Source organism: Sphingomonas sp. PL-96, assembly GCF_020707215.1.
Taxonomy (GTDB): domain Bacteria; phylum Pseudomonadota; class Alphaproteobacteria; order Sphingomonadales; family Sphingomonadaceae; genus Sphingomonas.
The window spans coordinates 95,929-114,817 of sequence record NZ_JAJFET010000005.1 but is presented as its reverse complement, the minus strand read 5'-3'; the positions used below and the strand labels follow the sequence as shown (position 1 = coordinate 114,817).

At 69.0% G+C, this 18,889-nt stretch carries 15 protein-coding genes; 9 read left to right on the top strand and 6 right to left on the bottom strand.

The window, feature by feature from the left end:
• Positions 1-98: 98 nt before the first annotated feature.
• The 4 genes from holA to LK533_RS10985 are packed head-to-tail and all read right to left on the bottom strand — an operon-like array spanning position 99 to position 4,573.
• Complete coding sequence (holA, locus tag LK533_RS11000; protein WP_229362925.1) at positions 99-1,112, bottom strand: DNA polymerase III subunit delta; 1,014 nt, start codon at positions 1,110-1,112, stop codon at positions 99-101.
• Positions 1,109-1,615, bottom strand: coding sequence for an LPS assembly lipoprotein LptE (gene lptE, locus LK533_RS10995; RefSeq protein WP_229363133.1), 507 nt, complete (start codon positions 1,613-1,615; stop codon positions 1,109-1,111). The genes holA and lptE overlap by 4 nt, the downstream gene beginning before the upstream one ends.
• Positions 1,615-4,116 (bottom strand): leucine--tRNA ligase, encoded by a 2,502-nt coding sequence (leuS, locus tag LK533_RS10990; protein ID WP_229362924.1) that lies wholly within the window; start codon positions 4,114-4,116, stop codon positions 1,615-1,617. The genes lptE and leuS overlap by 1 nt, the downstream gene beginning before the upstream one ends.
• Positions 4,117-4,132: 16 nt before the next feature.
• The gene (locus tag LK533_RS10985) at positions 4,133-4,573 is read right to left on the bottom strand and encodes a DUF3576 domain-containing protein (protein ID WP_229363132.1); all 441 of its coding nucleotides are present in this window, start codon (positions 4,571-4,573) and stop codon (positions 4,133-4,135) included.
• Between the two features lie 195 nt (positions 4,574-4,768).
• On the opposite strand from LK533_RS10985, the gene LK533_RS10980 reads away from it, so the two are divergent.
• Positions 4,769-5,479: a hypothetical protein gene (locus tag LK533_RS10980; RefSeq protein WP_229362923.1), complete on the top strand. Its 711-nt coding sequence runs from the start codon at positions 4,769-4,771 to the stop codon at positions 5,477-5,479.
• A 12-nt stretch (positions 5,480-5,491) separates the two neighbouring features.
• On the opposite strand, the gene LK533_RS10975 is transcribed toward LK533_RS10980, so the two are convergent.
• Positions 5,492-5,983, bottom strand: coding sequence for a thiamine phosphate synthase (locus LK533_RS10975; protein WP_229362922.1), 492 nt, complete (start codon positions 5,981-5,983; stop codon positions 5,492-5,494).
• Positions 5,984-6,041: 58 nt separating this feature from the next.
• On the opposite strand from LK533_RS10975, the gene LK533_RS10970 reads away from it, so the two are divergent.
• Together LK533_RS10970 and LK533_RS10965 are read left to right on the top strand one after the other, a co-directional pair.
• Positions 6,042-6,707, top strand: coding sequence for a YggS family pyridoxal phosphate-dependent enzyme (locus LK533_RS10970; RefSeq protein WP_229362920.1), 666 nt, complete (start codon positions 6,042-6,044; stop codon positions 6,705-6,707).
• Complete coding sequence (locus LK533_RS10965; RefSeq protein ID WP_229362918.1) at positions 6,707-7,369, top strand: HAD family hydrolase; 663 nt, start codon at positions 6,707-6,709, stop codon at positions 7,367-7,369. The genes LK533_RS10970 and LK533_RS10965 overlap by 1 nt, the downstream gene beginning before the upstream one ends.
• 75 nt (positions 7,370-7,444) lie before the next feature.
• Here the strand turns inward: LK533_RS10965 and LK533_RS10960 are convergent, their stop codons facing one another.
• A complete protein-coding gene (locus LK533_RS10960; protein ID WP_229362917.1) occupies positions 7,445-9,598 on the bottom strand; it encodes a M3 family metallopeptidase in 2,154 nt (717 codons plus the stop codon).
• Positions 9,599-9,798: 200 nt separating this feature from the next.
• Here LK533_RS10960 and LK533_RS10955 point away from each other — a divergent pair, with 200 nt between their 5' ends.
• The 6 genes from LK533_RS10955 to LK533_RS10930 all read left to right on the top strand — a co-directional run bounded on the left by LK533_RS10955 (position 9,799) and on the right by LK533_RS10930 (position 18,886).
• Complete coding sequence (locus LK533_RS10955) at positions 9,799-10,509, top strand: ImuA family protein (RefSeq protein WP_229362915.1); 711 nt, start codon at positions 9,799-9,801, stop codon at positions 10,507-10,509.
• Entirely contained in the window at positions 10,424-12,697 is a 2,274-nt protein-coding gene (locus LK533_RS10950) for a DNA polymerase Y family protein (protein ID WP_229362914.1), read from the top strand. The genes LK533_RS10955 and LK533_RS10950 overlap by 86 nt, the downstream gene beginning before the upstream one ends.
• Positions 12,694-16,074 (top strand): error-prone DNA polymerase, encoded by a 3,381-nt coding sequence (locus LK533_RS10945; protein WP_229362912.1) that lies wholly within the window; start codon positions 12,694-12,696, stop codon positions 16,072-16,074. The genes LK533_RS10950 and LK533_RS10945 overlap by 4 nt, the downstream gene beginning before the upstream one ends.
• A 300-nt stretch (positions 16,075-16,374) precedes the next feature.
• Positions 16,375-17,304, top strand: coding sequence for a ChaN family lipoprotein (locus tag LK533_RS10940; protein ID WP_229362911.1), 930 nt, complete (start codon positions 16,375-16,377; stop codon positions 17,302-17,304).
• Between the two features lie 186 nt (positions 17,305-17,490).
• Complete coding sequence (locus tag LK533_RS10935) at positions 17,491-17,826, top strand: VOC family protein (protein WP_229362910.1); 336 nt, start codon at positions 17,491-17,493, stop codon at positions 17,824-17,826.
• A 286-nt stretch (positions 17,827-18,112) separates the two neighbouring features.
• Positions 18,113-18,886 carry a TSUP family transporter gene (locus tag LK533_RS10930; protein WP_229362909.1) on the top strand — a complete coding sequence of 258 codons (774 nt, stop codon included), beginning with the start codon at positions 18,113-18,115 and terminating at the stop codon, positions 18,884-18,886.
• Positions 18,887-18,889 lie beyond the last annotated feature (3 nt).

The window sequence follows — 18,889 nt, the reverse complement described above, 5'->3', positions numbered from 1 at the left end:
ATTCCAGGAAAGGGGGCAGGCCCCGTGCTGGCGGAAGCCCTGCCCTGCTTTTGATCGGGCGTCAAAGTACGGGGCCGCGGGGCTCCGGAAGGGGGGCGCTACCGCCGGACGCTGCGGGCGGCGGCGACTGCGACATGCGCGGTGAGGACGTCGCCCGCGCTGGCGCCGGACATGGTGGCGCGCTCGGTCTGGCGCAACCGCTCGATCGCGCGGGCGAGCTGGGGCGAACTCCAGCGGCGCAGCGCGTCCATCGTCGGCTGCTTCTCGCGAAAGAACACGCGGTGGCGCTCGATCACGTCGGCCGGGCGATCGCCGGCGTCGATCTCCGCACGCATCTCGGCGAGCGACAGCAGCTTGCGGACGGTCATCCGCAGCAGGGGCACCGAATGGTTGCCGCCGGCCTCCAACGCCGCAACCTCGGCACCGGCGGTGGCGGCATCGCCGCCGACGATTGCCGCGATCGCGCCGAACATTTCCGCCTCGCCCAAATCCGCGCCGATCGCGTCGAGCGCGGGCAGGCCGGCGTCGCGCGGCTGGTCGGGCGCGGCGTCGAGGAACAGCGCGAGCTTCTCGATTTCACGCGCGAGGATCGCGCGGTCGCCGCCGCTCGCCACCGCCAGCCGCTCGGCTGCTTCATGGGACAACCGCAACCCCTGGTCGCGCGCGAGTGCCGTCGCGAGCCGCCCGGCCGCCTGCGCGTCCGGCACATAGCAGGCGCATTCATAGGCGTTGGGCGCGGCAGAGACGAGCTTCACGAGCTTGCCGGTGCCCTTCACCGATGGGGCGAGCGCCACCACCGGGTTGCCCGCGCGCTCTGCCGAGAGCAGCAGCGTCACCGCCTCCAGCGATTCCTCGCCCATCGCGTTCACGCGGACGTAGCGCGCGTCTCCGAACAGCGAGAGCGACGCGGCTTCGTCGGCGAGGGTGCCCGGACGCGCCTTCAGCGCGCTGCCGTCGAACTCGATGCGCTCTGCCTGCGGCCCGAGCGCCCGGGCGAGCCGCTGCGCAAGTTCGGCCGCGCCCGCCTCGTCGGGGCCGTGCAGCAGGTAGAGGCGGATGTCGGCGGCAGGCTTGTCGAGCCGCGGCCCCAGGGTATCGGGCTTGGCCTTCACTGCCCGGCGGGCGCGTCGGTCCGCTGCGCATAGAGCGCGAGGCGGCCGATGATCTGGTCCGCGACGATCCCCGACAGCCGCTCCAGCGCCGATTGCTCGGCGGCGATGGTGGCATATTCGGAGCTCACCACGTCGATGCCCACGTCGGAGCCCGCGGTGGCGTCGAGCACCGTCTCGCCGCTCGCCGCGTCGACCAGCTGGTAGCGCGCGCGCAGCGTGCGGCGCTCGCGCGTCACGGCATCGTCGCGGCGAACGCCGAGACCGGTGATCTCGTCATCGAGCGCCACCTGCAGGCGATAGCGCGGCGCGCCCTCCGCCCGCAGCCGGTCCTTGAGCGCGGTCGACATCAGCCAGCCGTTCTGGCCGGGGATGGGTGCCACCTCGACGCCCGACAGCATCGCACGCACCGGCCCGGACTCGCCGCCCGCGTAGAGCGGCCGCAGCCCGCAGCCGGCGAGCAGCGGCAGGGATGCGATCAGCAGCAGCGGGGCAGCGCGGCGCATCATGCGACGATGTTCACCAGGCGATCGGGAACCACGATCACCTTGCGGGGCGGCTTGCCCTCCATGGCGCGCTGGACATTGGCCGAGGCGAGCGCGGCTGCTTCCGCATCCTCGCGCGAGGTGCCCTTGGCCATGGTCAGCGTGTCGCGCAGCTTGCCGTTGACCTGCACCGCGACGGTGACTTCGTCCTCCACCAGCAGCGCGGTGTCCACCTCGGGCCAGGGCGCGTCAGCGATCAGCCCGTCGCCGCCGTTGGCGGCCCAGGCTTCCTCGGCGATGTGCGGCACCATCGGCGCCACCAGCCGCATCAGCGTGCGGATCGCCTGGGTGCGCGAGGCGGAAGGCGCGGCCTTTTCGATCATGCCGACCAACTCATAGAGCTTGGCCACCGCCTTGTTGAACGCCAGCGCCTCGACGTCGGCGGCGATGCCGGCGATCGTCTGGTGCAGCTTGCGGTCGATCGCCTTGTCGGCGCCCTCGGCCCCCGCCTGTTCGGCGAGGCCGTCGAACAGCCGCCACAACCGCTGCACGAAGCGCCACGAACCCTCGATGCCGGCCTCGCTCCATGGCAGGTCGCGCTCGGGCGGGCTGTCGGACAGCATGAACCACCGCACCGCGTCCGCGCCATACTGATCGACGATCGGACCCGGATCGACCGTGTTCTTCTTGGACTTGGACATCTTCTCGACGCGGCCGACCGTGATGGCCTCGCCGGTCGCGATCTCCGCGCCGTCCTGCACTTCCGCCGGCCCCAGCCAGCGCCCGTCGGAGGACTTGTAAGTCTCGTGCGTCACCATGCCCTGCGTGAACAGGCCGGTGAACGGCTCCGCCACATCCAGCAGCCCGGTGCGCTTGAGCGCGCGCGTCCAGAAGCGCGCGTAGAGCAGATGCAGGATCGCATGCTCCACGCCGCCGATATACTGCCCGACCGGCAGCCACTGGGCGACCACGTCCTTGTCGAACGGCTTGTCCTCGGGCTGGCTGGCGAAGCGGATGAAGTACCACGACGAATCCGCGAAAGTGTCGAGCGTGTCCGTCTCGCGTCGCGCCGGCTTGCCGCAGTTCGGGCAATCGACATGCTTCCACGTCGGATGGCGGTCGAGCGGATTGCCCGGCACGTCGAAGCTCACATCCTCGGGCAGCACCACCGGCAGCTGGTCCTGCGGGACCGGCACGACGCCGCAGCCCTCGCAATGGATGATCGGGATCGGCGTGCCCCAATAGCGCTGGCGGCTGACACCCCAGTCGCGCAGCCGCCAGACGGTGGTGCCTTCGCCCCAGCCGCCGGTTTCGCCGCGCGCGATCACCGCCGCCTTGGCGGCGTCCACGTCCAGCCCGTCGAGGAAGTCGGAGTTCACCAGCCGGCCGGCGCCCGTATAGGCCTCGTCCCCGGCGAAATCGCGTTCGACCGTATCGCCGTCGGCGACCACGCGGTGGACCGGCAGCTGGTACTTGCGTGCGAAGTCCAGGTCGCGCTGGTCGTGCGCCGGCACGCCCATGACGGCGCCGGTGCCATATTCCATCAGCACGAAGTTCGCGACGAATACCGGCAGGGCCACGCCCGTGAACGGGTGGGTCGCGGTGGCGCCGGTGTCGTAGCCGAGCTTTTCCTGGGTCTCGATCTCGGCGGCGGTGGTGCCGCCCTGCTTGCAGCGATCGATGAACGCCTGTGCTTCCGGGTCGCGCAGCGCGGCCGCCTGGGCGATCGGATGGTCGGCGGCGACCGCGACGAAACTCGCGCCAAAGATGGTGTCGGGGCGGGTCGAGAACACTTCGACCGGCTGGCCATCGGAAACCTGGAAGCGGATCTTCATGCCGCGGCTCTTGCCGATCCAGTTCTCCTGCATCAGCTTGACCTTGTCGGGCCACTGGTCGAGCGACTGGAGCCCGTCGAGCAGCTCGTCGGCGAAGTCGGTGATCTTGAGGAACCACTGGGAGAGCTTGCGCTTCTCCACCAAAGCGCCGGAGCGCCAGCCGCGGCCGTCGATCACCTGCTCGTTGGCGAGCACGGTCATGTCGACCGGGTCCCAGTTGACCGCTGATTCCTTGCGGTAGACCAGGCCCGCCGCATAGAGGTGCAGGAACAGTGCCTGCTCATGGCCGTAATAGTCCGGCTCGCAGGTGGCGAGCTCGCGCGTCCAGTCGAGCGCGAAGCCCAGGCGCTTGAGCTGCGCCTTCATCGTCGCGATGTTGTCGCGCGTCCATCCACCGGGGTGCACGCCCTTTTCCATGGCGGCATTTTCGGCCGGCATGCCGAACGCGTCCCAGCCCATCGGGTGGAGCACTTCATAGCCGGTCATCCGGCGGAAGCGCGCCAGCACGTCGCCCATGGTATAGTTGCGGACGTGGCCCATGTGGATGCGCCCCGACGGATAGGGGAACATCTCGAGCACATAGCTCTTGGGACGCGGGCTATCGTCGCGGGCGGCGAAGGTGCGGCGGTCTTCCCACAGCTTCTGCCAGGCCGCATCCGCCTTCAGTGCATTGAAACGCGAGGCCATTGGACGGGTGCTTGCCTCAGCCGATCAGCGCGCCGCGGCGCAGGTCGCGCGCACGGGTCAGGATGATGTCTTCCAGCTTCTGGACGGTGGCGGCCTGGACCGGCGCCTCCACCCATTGGCCGTTCTGCTGCACCTGGCGCAGCGCTGCCACGCGCAGGGCATCGGCGCGCAGATCCTGGTCGAGGATGCTGACGGTCACCTTCATGCGCTCGGTCGGGGTGGCCGGGTTCACATACCAGTCGGTGACGATGACGCCGCCGTTCGAGTCGGTCTGGAGCAGCGGCATGAAGCTGAGCGTGTCGAGGCTGGCGCGCCAGAGATAGCTGTTGACGCCGATGGTCGTCACCTTGGAGGCGGCGAGATCGGCCTTCAGATCGTCCTTGCGGCTGCCACAGGCGGTAAGCATGAGGGCAATCGCGAGCGGACCCAGGATCGCGGTGCGCAACGGGCGGATCATCGGCGTTTCCTTGGAAGAACGGAACATCGGCTGCTTCTATAGAGGGTCGCGGTGTCGCCGCAAGCGGCGTGGCCCTGGCAGCGGTACAGGCCGGCGTGTGGGCGGATTGCAACAGTTCGTCTGAATCGTGTTCGGCCGGTGGCGACATGCAACGGAATCATGCTAGCGCACTTTTGAAGCGGGAGGAGAAACGGGGTGCTTACGTTGCGCGCCATGGCTGGATTGGGGATCGGGGTGCTGAGCGCCGCCGGAGCCGTAATCGCGCCTGCGCTTGGTGCGCCGGAAGGCACACGCGCCGTGGCGTTTCGCCAGACGGTCCCCGTCAGCAGCATCGGCGGCTTCACGCCGTCGTCTGCCGATCCCAAGCTTGCCGCAATTCTCGCACGCAGCGGGATCGACGGCAGCAGCTTCCGCTTTACGCCTTCGGAAGGGCAGCGCGTCAACAAGCGCGCCGTGACCGTTGCGGTGCGTGCGCGCACCCAGCCGGTCGCTGCTCCGGAGCATGCAGCGGTCGACACCAACGTCGGCCCGACGCTGGCGCCCATCGCCTATAATCTCGGCACCTCGGTCGGTTGGAAGCGCTTCGCAGCTGCCGGCGATCTCGCCAAGCTCGATCTGGGCGTGCAGCCGGGCAATCGTGACCGCATCGGTGCTGCGCTCGGCAAGCCCGCGCGTCGGACCAGCAGCGTGACGGTGGCCGGCGACAAGCCGCTCCTCGACCAGTCCAAGCTGGTGGCGGACGCCCCCAGCGCGTCGATCGGTGTCGGCGGCTCCTATTCGCTGACCCGTCACTTCGACGTGACCGCGGGCCTGCGTTACAGGTCCGACAAGGACCGGCTGCTGCGGCTGGAGGACACGCGCCGCGACAGCCAGGCGGTCTACGTGGGCACCGCCTTCCGCTTCTGATCCGCTTGGGCGCTACCGCGCCCAGGCGTCAATCGCGGCCCAGCCGTGAATGCGCAACGGCGCCAGGCTTTTTGCGCGTCGGGCATTCATGCCGCCCAGCGCGATCACCGGCACCTCCTCGCCGCGAATCAGCAGGCCGAAGCGAACCCGTCCGAGCGCAGGCGCGCCTGGATGAGAGCGGGTGGCAAACACCGGCGAGGCGAATACCGCATCCACCCGCGCCCGGCGTGCCGCCACCAGGTCCCGCCGGTGATGTACGGCGCGCGTCGTGAGGCCCCGTGCCCCGACCCGTCTCCCGCCGCCATGCCGCCCGTCCGCCCCGCGCAACGGCGCGCCCGCGACCAGCAGCACCAGCCGCCGGCGTCGGGCCACCCGCCGTACCCGCGCGAACAGCTCGGCGCGTTCGGCCGGCGGCAGCAGATAGTGGCGAAACACCACGCCCGCGCCGCGCGGCAGCCGCTCCAGCGCGGTCCACAGCGCCTCTCCCATGCGCGGGTCGGTCATCAACCATAAGCGGGGGAGGGGCTGGCGGGGGCGCATCGCGCTACCTATAGCGCCCCCGATGACCACCGACGATGCCCCCCAGCGGCTGAGCGATGTGCGCGATCGCATCGCGCGCGCCGAACAGCTTGCCAAGCGCCCGGCCGGCGCCACCTGCCTGATTGCCGTCTCCAAGACGCATGAGGCGCCGCAGATCGCTCCCTTGATCGCCGCGGGCCAGCGCGTGTTCGGCGAGAACCGCGTGCAGGAGGCGCAGGCGAAATGGCCGGCACTGCGCGAAGCGACCCCGGACATCGAGCTGCACCTGGTCGGCCAGCTTCAGTCCAACAAGGCCGCCGATGCCGTGGCGCTGTTCGACGCGATCCATTCGGTCGATCGTCCCTCGCTGGTGGCAGCGCTCGCCAATGCCATGGACCGCCACGACCGGCGCCCTGCCTGTTTCGTGCAGGTCGACATTGGTGACGAGCCGCAGAAGGGCGGCGTGGCGGTTCGCGAACTGCCCGCCTTGCTGGCCGAGGCGCGCAGCGCCGGGCTGCCGATCGTCGGGTTGATGTGCGTGCCGCCGCTGGAGCTGGAGGCGGCGCCCTGGTTCGCGCTGCTCGCCAAGCTGGCGGAGGACAACGGCCTGCCCGGGCTCAGCATGGGCATGTCGGGCGATTTCGAGACTGCGGTTACCTTGGGAGCCACGCACGTGCGCGTCGGCACCGCCTTGTTCGGGGCACGCTGATGCGGTTTGATGCGATTCTGTTCGATTTCGATGGCGTGCTGCTGGAAAGTGAATGGGCGGGCAACCGCCACCTTGCCGACTATCTGACCGCCGCCGGCCACCCGATCAGTACCGAGGAGGCGATGGCGCGCTTCATGGGACGGGCCGGCAAGGACTTCCTGGACGAAGTGGAGGCGTTCCTGGGGCGCCCGATTCCGGCCGACTTCCACGAGGCGCGCGCGGCCGAAGATGCCCGCGCGGTTGCCGAGGGCGTGGCGGAAGTGGCGGGTGCGGTCGCCTTTGTGCGCTCGCTGCCGCCGGGGCTGCCGCGTGCCATCGCCTCGTCGAGCTCGACGCGCTGGATCACCGCGCATCTCGACCATCTGGGCCTGCGCGATGCGTTCGGCAACAAGGTGTTCAGCGGTCGCGAGCATGTGACTCGCGGCAAGCCGGCACCGGACCTGTATCTCTACGCGGCCAGGGCGCTGGGCGTGCCGATCGAACGCTGCGTGATCCTGGAGGATTCACCGGTCGGCGCCACCGGCGCGGTGGCATCGGGTGCGCATGTCATCGGCCTGTGCGCCGGCCAGCATTGCGGCATCGGCCATGCGGAGGTGCTGCGCCGCATCGGCGTGCAGGACGTCGCGTCCGACTATGCGGAAGTCGCACGCCTGATCGCGTGATCGGTGGGCGGGGATAACGGACTTCCCCGCCACATCCGTCCTGCCAGCGCTGGCCGACAGGACGGACAGCGAGCCTTACTGCACCGGAAAGCCGCGGCGCTTGAACAGCGCGTTGACGTCCGGGTCGCGGCCGCGGAACGCGCGATAGGCCTGCTTGCGGTCGGTCTCGTTGCCGGTCGACAGCAGCACGGTGCGGAAACGGTCGGCGGTCGCCTTGTCCCAGACGTTGCCCGTCTCCGTGAACGCAGCCCAGGTGTCCGCGTCCATCGTCTCGGACCAGAGATAGCTGTAATAGCCGGCGCTGTACGCGTCGGACGAGAACAGGTGGTTGAACTGCGGCAGGCGGTGCCGCATCACCATCTCCTTGGGCATGCCAAGCTCGGCCAGCGTCTCGCGCTCGAACGCATCGACGTCGGTGACCGGCGTCTCGCGATCGTGCAGCTTCATGTCGACGATCGCCGACGACAGATACTCGACCGTGTCGAAGCCCTGGTTGAAGGTCGAGGACTTCTCGATCTTGTCGACCAGCGCCTGCGGCATGGCCGCACCCGTCTGATAATGCTTGGCATAGCGGTCGAGCACATCGCGGGTGAGCAGCCAGTTCTCGTTGACCTGGCTGGGGTACTCCACGAAGTCGCGCGGCGTGCCCGACAGGCCGGGGTATTTCACGTCCTGCAGGAAGCTGTGGATGGCGTGGCCGAACTCGTGGAACAACGTGCTCGCATCGTCCAGGCTGATGAGCGTCGGCTGGCCGGGGGCGCCCTTCACGAAATTGTTGTTGTTGGACGCCAGCACGTTCTTGTGCCCGCCCAGTTCCTGCTGCCGGCGATAGGCGGTCGCCCAGGCGCCCGAGCGCTTGCCCGAGCGGGCATAGGCGTCGAAATAGAAGACGCCGACATTGTGCCCGTCGCGCTTGTCGGTGACGACAAAGGTGCGGACCGCGGGATCGAACACCGGGATCTGCCCCGTGTTCTCCTTGAACTCCAGGTCATACAGCCGCCCCGCGGAATAGAGCGCGCCCTGGAGGATGTTGTCGAGCTGGAGGTACGGCTTCACCTCGCTTTCATCGAGGTCGTACTTCGCCTTGCGCACCTTCTCGGCGTAGAAGCGATAATCCCAGGGCTCGATGGTGATCTTGGCGCCGCCCTGGTTGGCGAGCGCCTGCATGTCGGCGACCTCCTGGCGCACGCGCGCGACCGCGGCCGGCCAGACGCGCATCATCAGCGACATGGCGTTGGCGGGCGTCTCCGCCATGGTGTCGTCCATGCGGTACCAGGCGTGGTTCTTGAAGCCCAAGAGCTTGGCGCGCTGCTGGCGCAGCTTCAGGATCTCGGCGATGGTGGCGTTGGTGTCGTTGGCGCCGCCATTGTCGCCGCGGTTGACAAAGGCGCGCCACACTTTTTCGCGTAAACCCCGGTCGGTGGCATAGGTCAGCACCGGCGCCACCGAGGAGCGGGTGTTCACGATCGCCCATTTGCCGGGAAGCTTGCGCTCGTCGGCCGCCGTCTTCAGCGAGGCGACGAAGCTGTCGGGAAGGCCCGCAAGCTGCCTGGCATCGTCGACGACGATCCAGGTTTCCTCGTCCGCCAGCACCTTCTCGCTGAAGCTGTTGTAGGCGACCGACAGCGCCTGGTTGAGCTGCGATACTTGGCCACGCTGCGCATCGGTGAGCAGGGCGCCGCGGCGCACGAAGCTGCGATAGGTGCGCTCCAGGAGGCGCAGCTGCTGGGGGTCCAGCTTCTGCTTGGCGCGGCTGTCGTACGCCGCCTTGACCCGTGCGAACAACTTGGGGTCGAGGTACAGCTCGTCATAGAACGCGGAGAGCTTGGGGCTCCACTCGCGGTCGATCGCCTGCACTTCCTTGGTGGCGAGGTTGCTCGAATAGACGCCCCACATGGCTTCCACCCGGTCCATCGTCTCGCCGGCAAGCTCCATCGGCTCGATCACGGTCTGGAAGGTCGCCGGGCGCTTGTCGTCGCGGATCTTGAGCACGTCGCGGCGCAGCTCGGCCATCGCGACCGGGAAGGCGGCGGGGAACATCGCCGGCGTCACCTTGTCCCAGGGCGGCACGCCGCCATAGGGGCCGCTCCAGGGAGCGAGCAGCGGGGTTGCATCGACGGAGGTCGAGGAGGGGGCCGCAGCGGCGGAAGTCTGCGCCATGGCGGCTCCTGCAGGGAAAAGGGCAAGGATCGTGGTCGCGGCCAGAACGGCGCGCAGGCGTGCGGTCATCAGGGGCTCCAATACGGGTCGCAGGCGAGCCTAAGCATCAGGAAAGGAATGGCAAGCCAGCGCCCGCGCAAGGGTCGTGCGATCGGCGGTTGACTCGAACGCACATTAGAACAGAATAGGAACATATCGAGTCCCTGCGAGTCCTAGCTGTTGTCGTGACCCATGCTCAAGCCCCTGTTCTGGACGCGTTACGCGCGCAATTGCGCGCCATCGAATGCGGCCGCTATCGCCGGCGCGAGGTGCTGCCGTTCGGCGTGCCGGCGCTCGACGAAGTGGTGGCCGGCGGCGGGCTCGCGCTCGACGCACTGCACGAGGTGGCGGGCGCGGGGCCGGACATGGCGGATGATTGCGCGGCAACGCTGTTTCTGGCCGGAATCGCCGCGCGCGCCTGGGGCCCGGTGCTGTGGGTGGTGCGGCGGCGCGACCTGTTCGCGCCGGGGCTCGCCCAGGTAGGGCTCGGGCCGCACCGGGTGCTCTATGCCGAGGCGAGCGATGATGCCGAGCTGCTCCAGCTGATGGAGGAGGGGCTGCGCCACCGGGGGCTGGGCGCGGTGATCGGCGAGGCCAAGCGCGTGCCCATGGCCGCCACCCGCCGGCTGCAGCTGGCGGCGGAGGGCGGGCGCACCATCGCGCTGCTCCTGCGCCGGCACGGGCGGGCGGGCACCGATCCGCTGGCGGTCCCCTCTGCCGCATCGACGCGCTGGCGCGTGGCATCCGCGCCCTCGACCCCGCTGCCGGTGGCCGGCGTCGGCCGCGCCCGCTGGAAACTTTCGCTCGTCCGCCAGAAGGGTGGCGAGCCCCGCGACTGGACCGTGGAGGCATGCGATGAAACGGGTCGCTGCGCTCTTCCTGCCCGACTGGCCGATCGACCGGCTGCGGCAGGCAGAGCGAACCGCCGCGCTGCCGCCTGAGGCGGCACGCTCGGGTCCTGCCTTTGCGGCGATCGGCCGGGTGGCCGAGGCTGAACGCGCCAACCAATGCTCGGTCCCCAGGGAGGGCGGCTGGCGTCCCGGCGCGCGCTGGGCCCGGGCGGAGGTGGAGGCTGCGATCGAGCAGCTGCCCACGCACCAGCGCCCGCCGCAGCGGGAACTGGGCCGCACCAGCGTGGCCGCCGACAATCCGTTCAAGGGCGAGCGGCCCTTCAAGGACGTCCACCGGCAGGGTCGCCCGCTCGACGCCTCGCCCGCCTCCGCCGCCTGGGCCGCAGATGCCGAGGCCGTGGAACGGGCGATCGCCGCGCTGCCGCTGCACCAGCAGCCGCCGTTCCGCGAGCTCAGCCGCCGTTCGGAGGTGATGGACCATCCGTTCAAAGCCCATCCGTTCAAAACGATGCCGCCGGACGAGGGCGGGTGCAGCCATCACGCGCTGGCCCAGCCGCAGGCGTTTCCGCGGTCGGACCGGCCGACGCTGGCGCAGATGGCGGCGATGCCGGCGGTGCAATATCCGGGCGAAGGGCCGCACCCCGATGCCCATGGCCGCGAGCCGATCGCAGGCTATGCCGCCGCCGGCCGCTTCTTCCAGACCGGGCGCACGCTTGGCGACCTGGTCGCGCGCGTGTGCGTGGAGGAGACCCCCGGCAGCGCCGCGTCGGTACGCGATGCCGTGCCGCTGGTCACCGTCGCCCGCCAGGGAGGACGCGTGGCGATCGCGGCTGCGTCCCCGGCCGCGCAGGCGCTGGGGCTGCGGCCCGGCATGGCGCTCACCCAGGCGCGCGCGCAGGTGCCCGAGCTTCAGGTGCGCGATGCCGATCCGGCTGGCGACCGGGCCGATCTGCGCCGGCTGGCGATGCTGCTCGCCCGCCGCTGGACGCCGGTGGTCGATCTGTCCGACGCCGACGGGCTGCTGCTCGACCTGACCGGAGTGGCGCATCTCCATGGCGGGGAGGGGCGCATGGCGTTGCGGCTGGTGCGGCTGCTCGCGCGCCGCGGCGTGCATGCCTGTGTGGGGATCGCCGACACCGCCGGCGCTGCCTGGGCGCTGGCCCGCCATGGCCGGGGCGCGGTGCGGATCTGCCCGCCGGGTGCGCAGGTCGAGGCGCTGGACCCGCTGCCGGTGGCGCTGCTGCGGCTGTCGGACGGCGCGATCGAGCTGCTCGCCCGGCTGGGCGTGACGACGATCGGGCAGTTGCGGGCGCTGCCGCGCGGGCAGCTGGCGCGCCGGTTCGGCGATACGGTGCTGGCCCGGCTCGATCAGGCGCTGGGCGCGCGTGCCGAACCGCTCGATCCGGTGGTGCCGCCAGAACGCATCCAGGTCGAGCAGCGCTTCGCCGAGCCGATCGCCACCGCAGAGGCGATCGCGCACTGGCTGGGCGAACTGGTGCCCCAGCTGGTGGCGGTGTTGCGCAAAGCCGGGCTCGGCGCACGGCAGGTGGAGCTGGTGCTCGACCGCGTCGACGGCGTGCCGCAGCGGCTGCGCATCGGGCTTGCCCGCGCCAGCCGCGACCCTGAGCATCTGCTGCGGCTGCTCGGACGCCGGATCGAGACGGTAGAGCCCGGATACGGCATCGACGCCATGGCGCTGCACATACGCCGCGCCGAGCCGCTGGGCGCGGAGACGCTGGGCGCCGCGCTGGTCGAGGATACGCCGCCCGAGCTGGGACCCTTGGTCGATCGCATCGTCAACCGCATCGGCGTGCAGCGGATGTGGCGGGTGGCCCCGGTGGAAAGCGACGTGCCCGAGCGCGCATCCGCACGGGTCGCGCCGCTCGACCCGGCCGAGGCGCCGGCAGTGCAGTTGCGCGAGGACGACGTCCGGCGGCTCGACGGTCGCGAGGCCGACCATCCCTGGCACCTGCGCTGGCCGCGGCCGATCCGCATGCTGCGCCGGCCCGAACGGCTCGACCATGTGATCGCCGAGCTGCCCGACCAGCCGCCGCGGCGCTTCACCTGGCGCGGTACGCTCTACCAGGTGGCGTGCGCCGACGGGCCGGAGCGGATCGCGGGCGAATGGTGGCGCCGCCCGGCCGAGCGGGACGCGGTGCGCGACTATTTCCGGGTGGAGGACACCGAAGGCCGCCGCTTCTGGCTGTACCGCAGCGGCGATGGCTTGCGTGGGGAGACGGGCGACCTCAGCTGGTGGCTCCAGGGCATGTTCGCATGACCTATTCGGAGCTTCAGGTCACCACCCACTTCTCGTTCCTGCGCGGCGCATCGTCGGCGGAGGAGCTGTTCGGCACCGCGTCTGAAATGGGGATGCCGGCGCTGGGCATCACCGACCGCAATTCGGTCGCCGGCATCGTCCGGTCGCTGGTCGCCGCGCGCGACGTGAGCGCGCAGGGCAATCCAATCCGGCTGGTGGCCGGGTGCCGGCTCGACCTCGTCTCCGGCGCGTCGCTGCTGGTGTGGCCGGAGGATCTGGCGGGCTGGTCGCGACTCACCCGGCTGCTGACGCTGGGCAAGAAGCGCGCCGACCCGCAGCACGGCGAAAAGGGGCAGTGCTTTCTCCACTGGGACGATCTGGCCGAGACGCGGGGGCTGGTCGGATCGCTCGTCCCTGGCATCGACGGCGTGCGCGAGGACGAGCTGCGCTGGATGGCCGACCTGTTCGGGGCGGAGCGCGGCCATGTCTGCCTGACCTACCACCGCCGGCCCGGCGACCGGCTGCGGCTGCACCGCACGGCCGAGGAAGCGGCGCGCTTCGGTTTGGCCCCGCTCGCCACCGGCGACGTGCTCTATCACGAGCCCGCCCGCCGCATGCTGCAGGACGTGGTGACGGCGATCCGCTGCAAATCCACCATCGACGACCTGGGGCTGCGGCGCGAGCGGTCGGCCGATCGATGTTTCGTGCCGCCCAGGACGATGGAGCGGCGCTTCGCCGACCTGCCCGAGGCGATCCGGGCAGGTGCCGCGATCGTCGAGCGCTGCACCTTTTCGCCGAAGGAGCTGAGCTACCGCTATCCTGACGAGATCGTGATGCACGGCCGGACACCGCAGGAGGCGCTCGAACGACTGGCACGCGGCGCGCTCGATGCGCTGTTCCAGCAGCCGCCGTTCCACGGCCGGCCGGACCAGCGCTATGTCGAAAAGCTCGAATACGAGCTCGAGCAGGTCCGGTTGATGGACTATGCGGCCTATTTCCTGACCGTCAATTCGATCGTCAGCTATGCCCGCACCCAGGACATCCTGTGCCAGGGGCGCGGCTCTGCGGCCAATTCGGTGATCTGCTATGTGCTGGGCATCACCTCAATCGACCCGATCGAGCACCAGCTGCTGTTCGAACGCTTCATCTCCCCCAGCCGCGGCGAGCCGCCCGACATCGACGTGGATTTCGAGCATGAGCGGCGCGAGGAGGTGATCCAGTGGATCTACCAGACCTATGGCCATGACCATGCCGCACTGACCGCGGTGGTCAGCCGGTTCCGTGCGCGCGGCGCAGTGCGCGAGGTCGGCAAGGCGCTGGGGCTGCCCGAGGACATGACCGGCGCGCTCGCCGGCCAGGTATGGGGCTGGTCGAGCGAAGGCGTGGCCGACGCGCATGTCGATGCGCTCAACCTCGACCGTTCCGATCCGCGACTGGCGCTGACGCTGGAGCTGGCGCGCGAGCTGATCGGCACGCCCCGCCACCTGTCGCAGCATCCCGGCGGCTTCGTGCTCGCGAACGACCGGCTGGACGGGCTGGTGCCGGTCGAACCCGCTGCCATGGCCGATCGCTGGGTGGTGGAGTGGGAGAAGGAGGACATCGAGGAACTCGGCTTCATGAAGGTCGATATCCTGGGCCTCGGCATGCTCGGCTGCATGCGGCGCGCGTTCGACCTGCTGGCGGAGCACAAGCGGCTGGCGCTGACGCTCGCCTCGCCCGAGCTGCAAAAGGAGGACAAGAAGACCTTTGCCATGATCCAGCGTGCCGACACGCTGGGCGTGTTCCAGATCGAGAGCCGTGCGCAGATGGCAATGCTGCCGCGGATGCTGCCCGCAACCTTCTACGACCTTGCGATCCAGGTCGCGATCGTCCGCCCCGGCCCGATCCAGGGCGACATGGTCCACCCCTATCTCAAGCGGCGCGAGCAGAAGCGGCGCAATCCCAACATCGAGTTCAGCTATCCAAGCCCACGGCTGAAGGCGGTGCTGGAAAAGACGCTGGGCGTGCCCCTCTTCCAGGAACAGGCGATGAAGGTCGCGATCGAGGGTGCCGACTTCACGCCCGCGCGCGCCGACGAGCTGCGCAAGGCGATGGCGACCTTCAAATATACCCAAGGCGTCGGCCAGTTCCGCGAGGAGCTGATCGCCGGGATGAACAAGAACGGCATCTCAGAGGAATTCGCCGACCGGCTGGTGAAGCAGATCGAGGGCTTCGGAAGCTATGGCTTTCCCGAGAGCCACGCCGCGTCCTTTGCCAAGATCGCCTATGCGTCATCGTGGATGAAGTGCCACCATCCCGACGTGTTCTGCGCGGCGCTGCTCAACGCGCAGCCGATGGGCTTCTACGCGCCCGCGCAGATCGTTCGGGACGCGCGCGAGCATGGCGTGGAGGTGCGGCCGGTGTGCATCAACGACAGCCGCTGGGATACCCGGCTGTTGGGGGCGGCCACGACCGAGCGGACTCCGGCGGCTGCGGCTGCGGCTGCGGCGGCTGCGGCGGCGATGCGGCTGCCGCTGCGGCTGGGGTTCAAGGTCGTCCACGGCCTGTCCAACGCCGATGCCGCGCGGCTGGTGATTGCGCGCGGCGCAACGCCGTTCACCTCGGTCGAGGATGCGTGGCGGCGGTCGGGCGTGCCGCTGGCGGCGCTGGAAAAGATCGCGCGCGCCGATGGCTTCCAGGCGCTGGGGCTCGACCGGCGCCAGGCCTTGTGGGCGATCAAGGGGTTGGCGGCCGAGCCGCTGCCCTTGTTCGCCGCCGCCGACGCGCGCGAAGGTGGCCTCACGCCCGAAGTGGCGGAGGCGCCGGTGGCACTCGATCCGCTCACCGCCGGGCGCGAGGTGGTGGAGGATTACCGCGCCACCCAGCTGTCGCTGCGTGCGCATCCGCTCGCCTTTCTGCGCGCGCAGCTGGAGGAAGAGGGCGTCGTCCCGTGCAAGGCACTCGGGTCGCTCAAGGACGGGCGGCGGGTCGAGGTCGCCGGCGTGATCCTGGTCCGCCAGAAGCCGGGCAGCGCCAAGGGCGTGCTGTTCATCACCATCGAGGACGAGACCGGCGTCGCCAATGCGATCCTGTGGCCGGACCGGTTCGAGAAGCAGCGCCGCACCGTCATGTCGGCGGCGATGGTGTCGATCGTCGGCCGGGTCCAGCGCGAGGGCGAGGTGATCCATGTCATCACCGACCGGGTGGTCGACCGCACCCCCATGCTGCGAAGCATCGGCGACCTGGACCTGCCGCGCCTGACCGGGCGGGGCGACGGCGCCACCCATGGCAGCGGCCCCGACCCGCGCGATGCCAAGGCCCCGGCGGTGTGGAAGCCGCGCTCCCACTATCACCCCCCGTTCCGCACCGGCTGCGACCCCGAGGATGCAATCCCGATCCGCTCGCGCGACTTTCATTAGGGCGCAGAACGACCGTCAACGTCCAGACAGAGCGCCCAGAGGATTGCGGCAGCTTTCCGGAGCTCCTTTGCGGAAGGCCCAGTCCCGTTTCTCCATCCCCGGCGCGCCACTTCGGAAACACGCAATAGGGAATAGATCCGGGAAAGCGCTGCGGTCGAACGACTTAGGAAACAGACCCGACCTGGCCGTCCCGCGAAAACTTCGTTCTTGCGGATGAAGGCAATGGCCGGAAGCGCCCGCCGTTGCGTGATCCACGATTTCGCGAGACGTTCGACCGGTTGGTGAAAGGAGGCACGGGACATGCTGCTGACTTTGCTAGCCACGACCGCCTCAGCACTGAGTTGCCAGCCGGTGGACGGTTTCGCAGAGGTCGTCGCGGCATCACGGGCGCGGTGGATCGTAGCGGGGGAAAGGCACGGCACGAATGAGATGCCGGCCATGTTTGCAGACCTCGTCTGCCTTGCCTCCCGCGCCGCGCCTGTTGTTGTTGCAGTTGAACAGCCGGAACAGGACCAGCCTGCAATTGACGCCTACCTGAACTCGGATGGGGGTGAAGAAGCAGAGGCGGCGTTTCTTCGAGCGACGATGTGGCGAGCGGGTCAGCCCGACAGCGTCCTCGATGGACGATCAAGCCAAGCGATGTTCAGGCTGTTTCGGAACCTATGGGAGCAACACAAGCACGGCCGTGTCGTGCGTGTGATCGCATTCGAGCCAGGCCTCAACTATAAGAACGGGGCCTTTCGAATGCCGTGGTTGGACGACAAGCCCGTCGACCAAAGCGACTTTGAGCAGCGCATGGCCGGCCTGCTGCAGAATAGCGCCTCCGGGACGGGCAGGATGCTGGTGCTTACCGGATCAGCACATGCTCGGCAAAAACCTATGGATCAGTTCCCAAACCTCCGGCCTATGGCGTCCTTTCTGCCTAGAGATGAGACCCTGACCCTTCTTCTGACCTCACATGGCAAGGGCAATGCGTGGAACTGTTTGGAGGCAGGCTGTGGTGTGCATCAGGTTGAGGAGCACTCACCGCACAGGCGGGGCGTGGTCCTTGAGAGACATCCAGACCAACCGTTTTCAGGGACGGTGTTCCTTGGAACAGCGTTAACAGCGTCAACCCCGCAGAAGAGTCCCAGCGGATCTGCCGGTTCCTGGTACCGCGTCGAGCGGGCGCCACCAGCCGATCCAATCTTATCTCGAGATGGCCGCGACCGTCTCGATCGCCCTTCCTAAGTGGGAAAGCCGCATCTAACCTTGCGGGGCTGACAGGCCGCTCGTGGCGTGCCGGCATCCAACCTGTTCCGGCAAGCGCCACCATCAAAAGCCGTCCGTTCTGCTGGTCCCAACGGCTAGCGGTGATCCGCAAAGCTTCCGGCTTCCTCACCAAACCACTTTGTAGAAAGTCATAGGAGTTTACCCATGGCCCGCATCAATTTTATCGAGCTCCCCGCGCGCGACCTCGGCGCGGCTCGGACCTTCTACGCAACGGTGTTTGGGTGGGACCTGACCGACTTCGGACCCAGCTACTCATGCACCATGACCGGCAATGTCGACTTGGGGTTACAGGGCGATATAAGCGAAGCTCCAAGGACGCCTTTGCCGGTGGTGCTGGTGGACGATATCGAAGCGGCGCAAACCGCTGTCGCGGACGCCGGGGGCACCATCAGCAAGCCGGTCTTCGCCTTTCCGGGCGGCCGACGCTTTCACTTCCTCGATCCCAACGGGCTTGAGTTGGCGATCATGCAGACGGACTGACCCGGCTTCCCGGATAAGGCATCGTTTCGGGACAGCCACAAGCGGCAGCCGATGCGACCTGGTCTCCCGAGGGCTGGGAGACCGCGTTCGCCAATCTCTGCCGTCTTGCATCGGATGCGGCCTGAAGCAGCAGACGTTGCGCAGCTTTCGGGTATTTCGAGGTGCCGTCTCGACAAGCTCCGTCCGTGTTCGCCACGCACGCGTCGCCCCGCGTCGCCCCGCGTCGCCCCGCGTCGCCCCGCGTCAGACGCTAGCCGCCGCCGCCGCGTGCGCCTAAGCGCAGGGCATGCAGTTCGCCGTCGAAACGCTCGCCTTTCTTGCCGCTATCGCGTTTCTCGCGGGCACCATCGATGCGCTGGCGGGCGGCGGAGGCCTGCTGACGCTGCCGGCGATGATGGCGGCCGGCGTGCCGCCGGTCGCGGCGCTCGCCACCAACAAGCTGCAGAGCACGATCGGGACCTCCTCGGCGTTCTTCACCTTCTGGCGGGCAGGCCATGTCGACCTCCGCCAGTTCGCGGTTCCGGCGGCGGCCGCCTTTGTCGGATCCGCGCTGGGCGCCACCGCCGTGCAGCACATCAGTTCCGCCTATCTGGCGGCCTTCATGCCGGTGCTGCTGATCGCGATGGGGCTCTATTTCCTGCTCGCGCCGCCGATGCGCCAGGTGGATCGCCATGCCCGGGTGGGCAGGACGGGCATCACGCTGATCGTCGCGGGAATCGGCTTCTACGACGGCTTCTTCGGCCCTGGCACCGGGTCTTTCCTGACGCTGGCGCTGGTGGCGCTCGGCGGCCTGGGGCTGGTGCGTGCGATCGCCAATACCAAGCTGCTCAACCTGTCGACCAACGTTGCCGCCCTGCTGGCGATGATCGCGGGCGGGCATGTCCTCTGGCTGCTGGGCGGCGTGATGGCGGTGGCGAATGTTGTGGGCAATCAATTGGGCGCGCGGCTGGCGATCCGCTTCGGCGGAAGCGGGGTCCGTCCGCTGCTGGTGATCATGTCCGCGGCACTGACGATCAAGCTGCTGGCGGACCCCGCCAACCCGCTTTGGACGCTGTTCTAGACC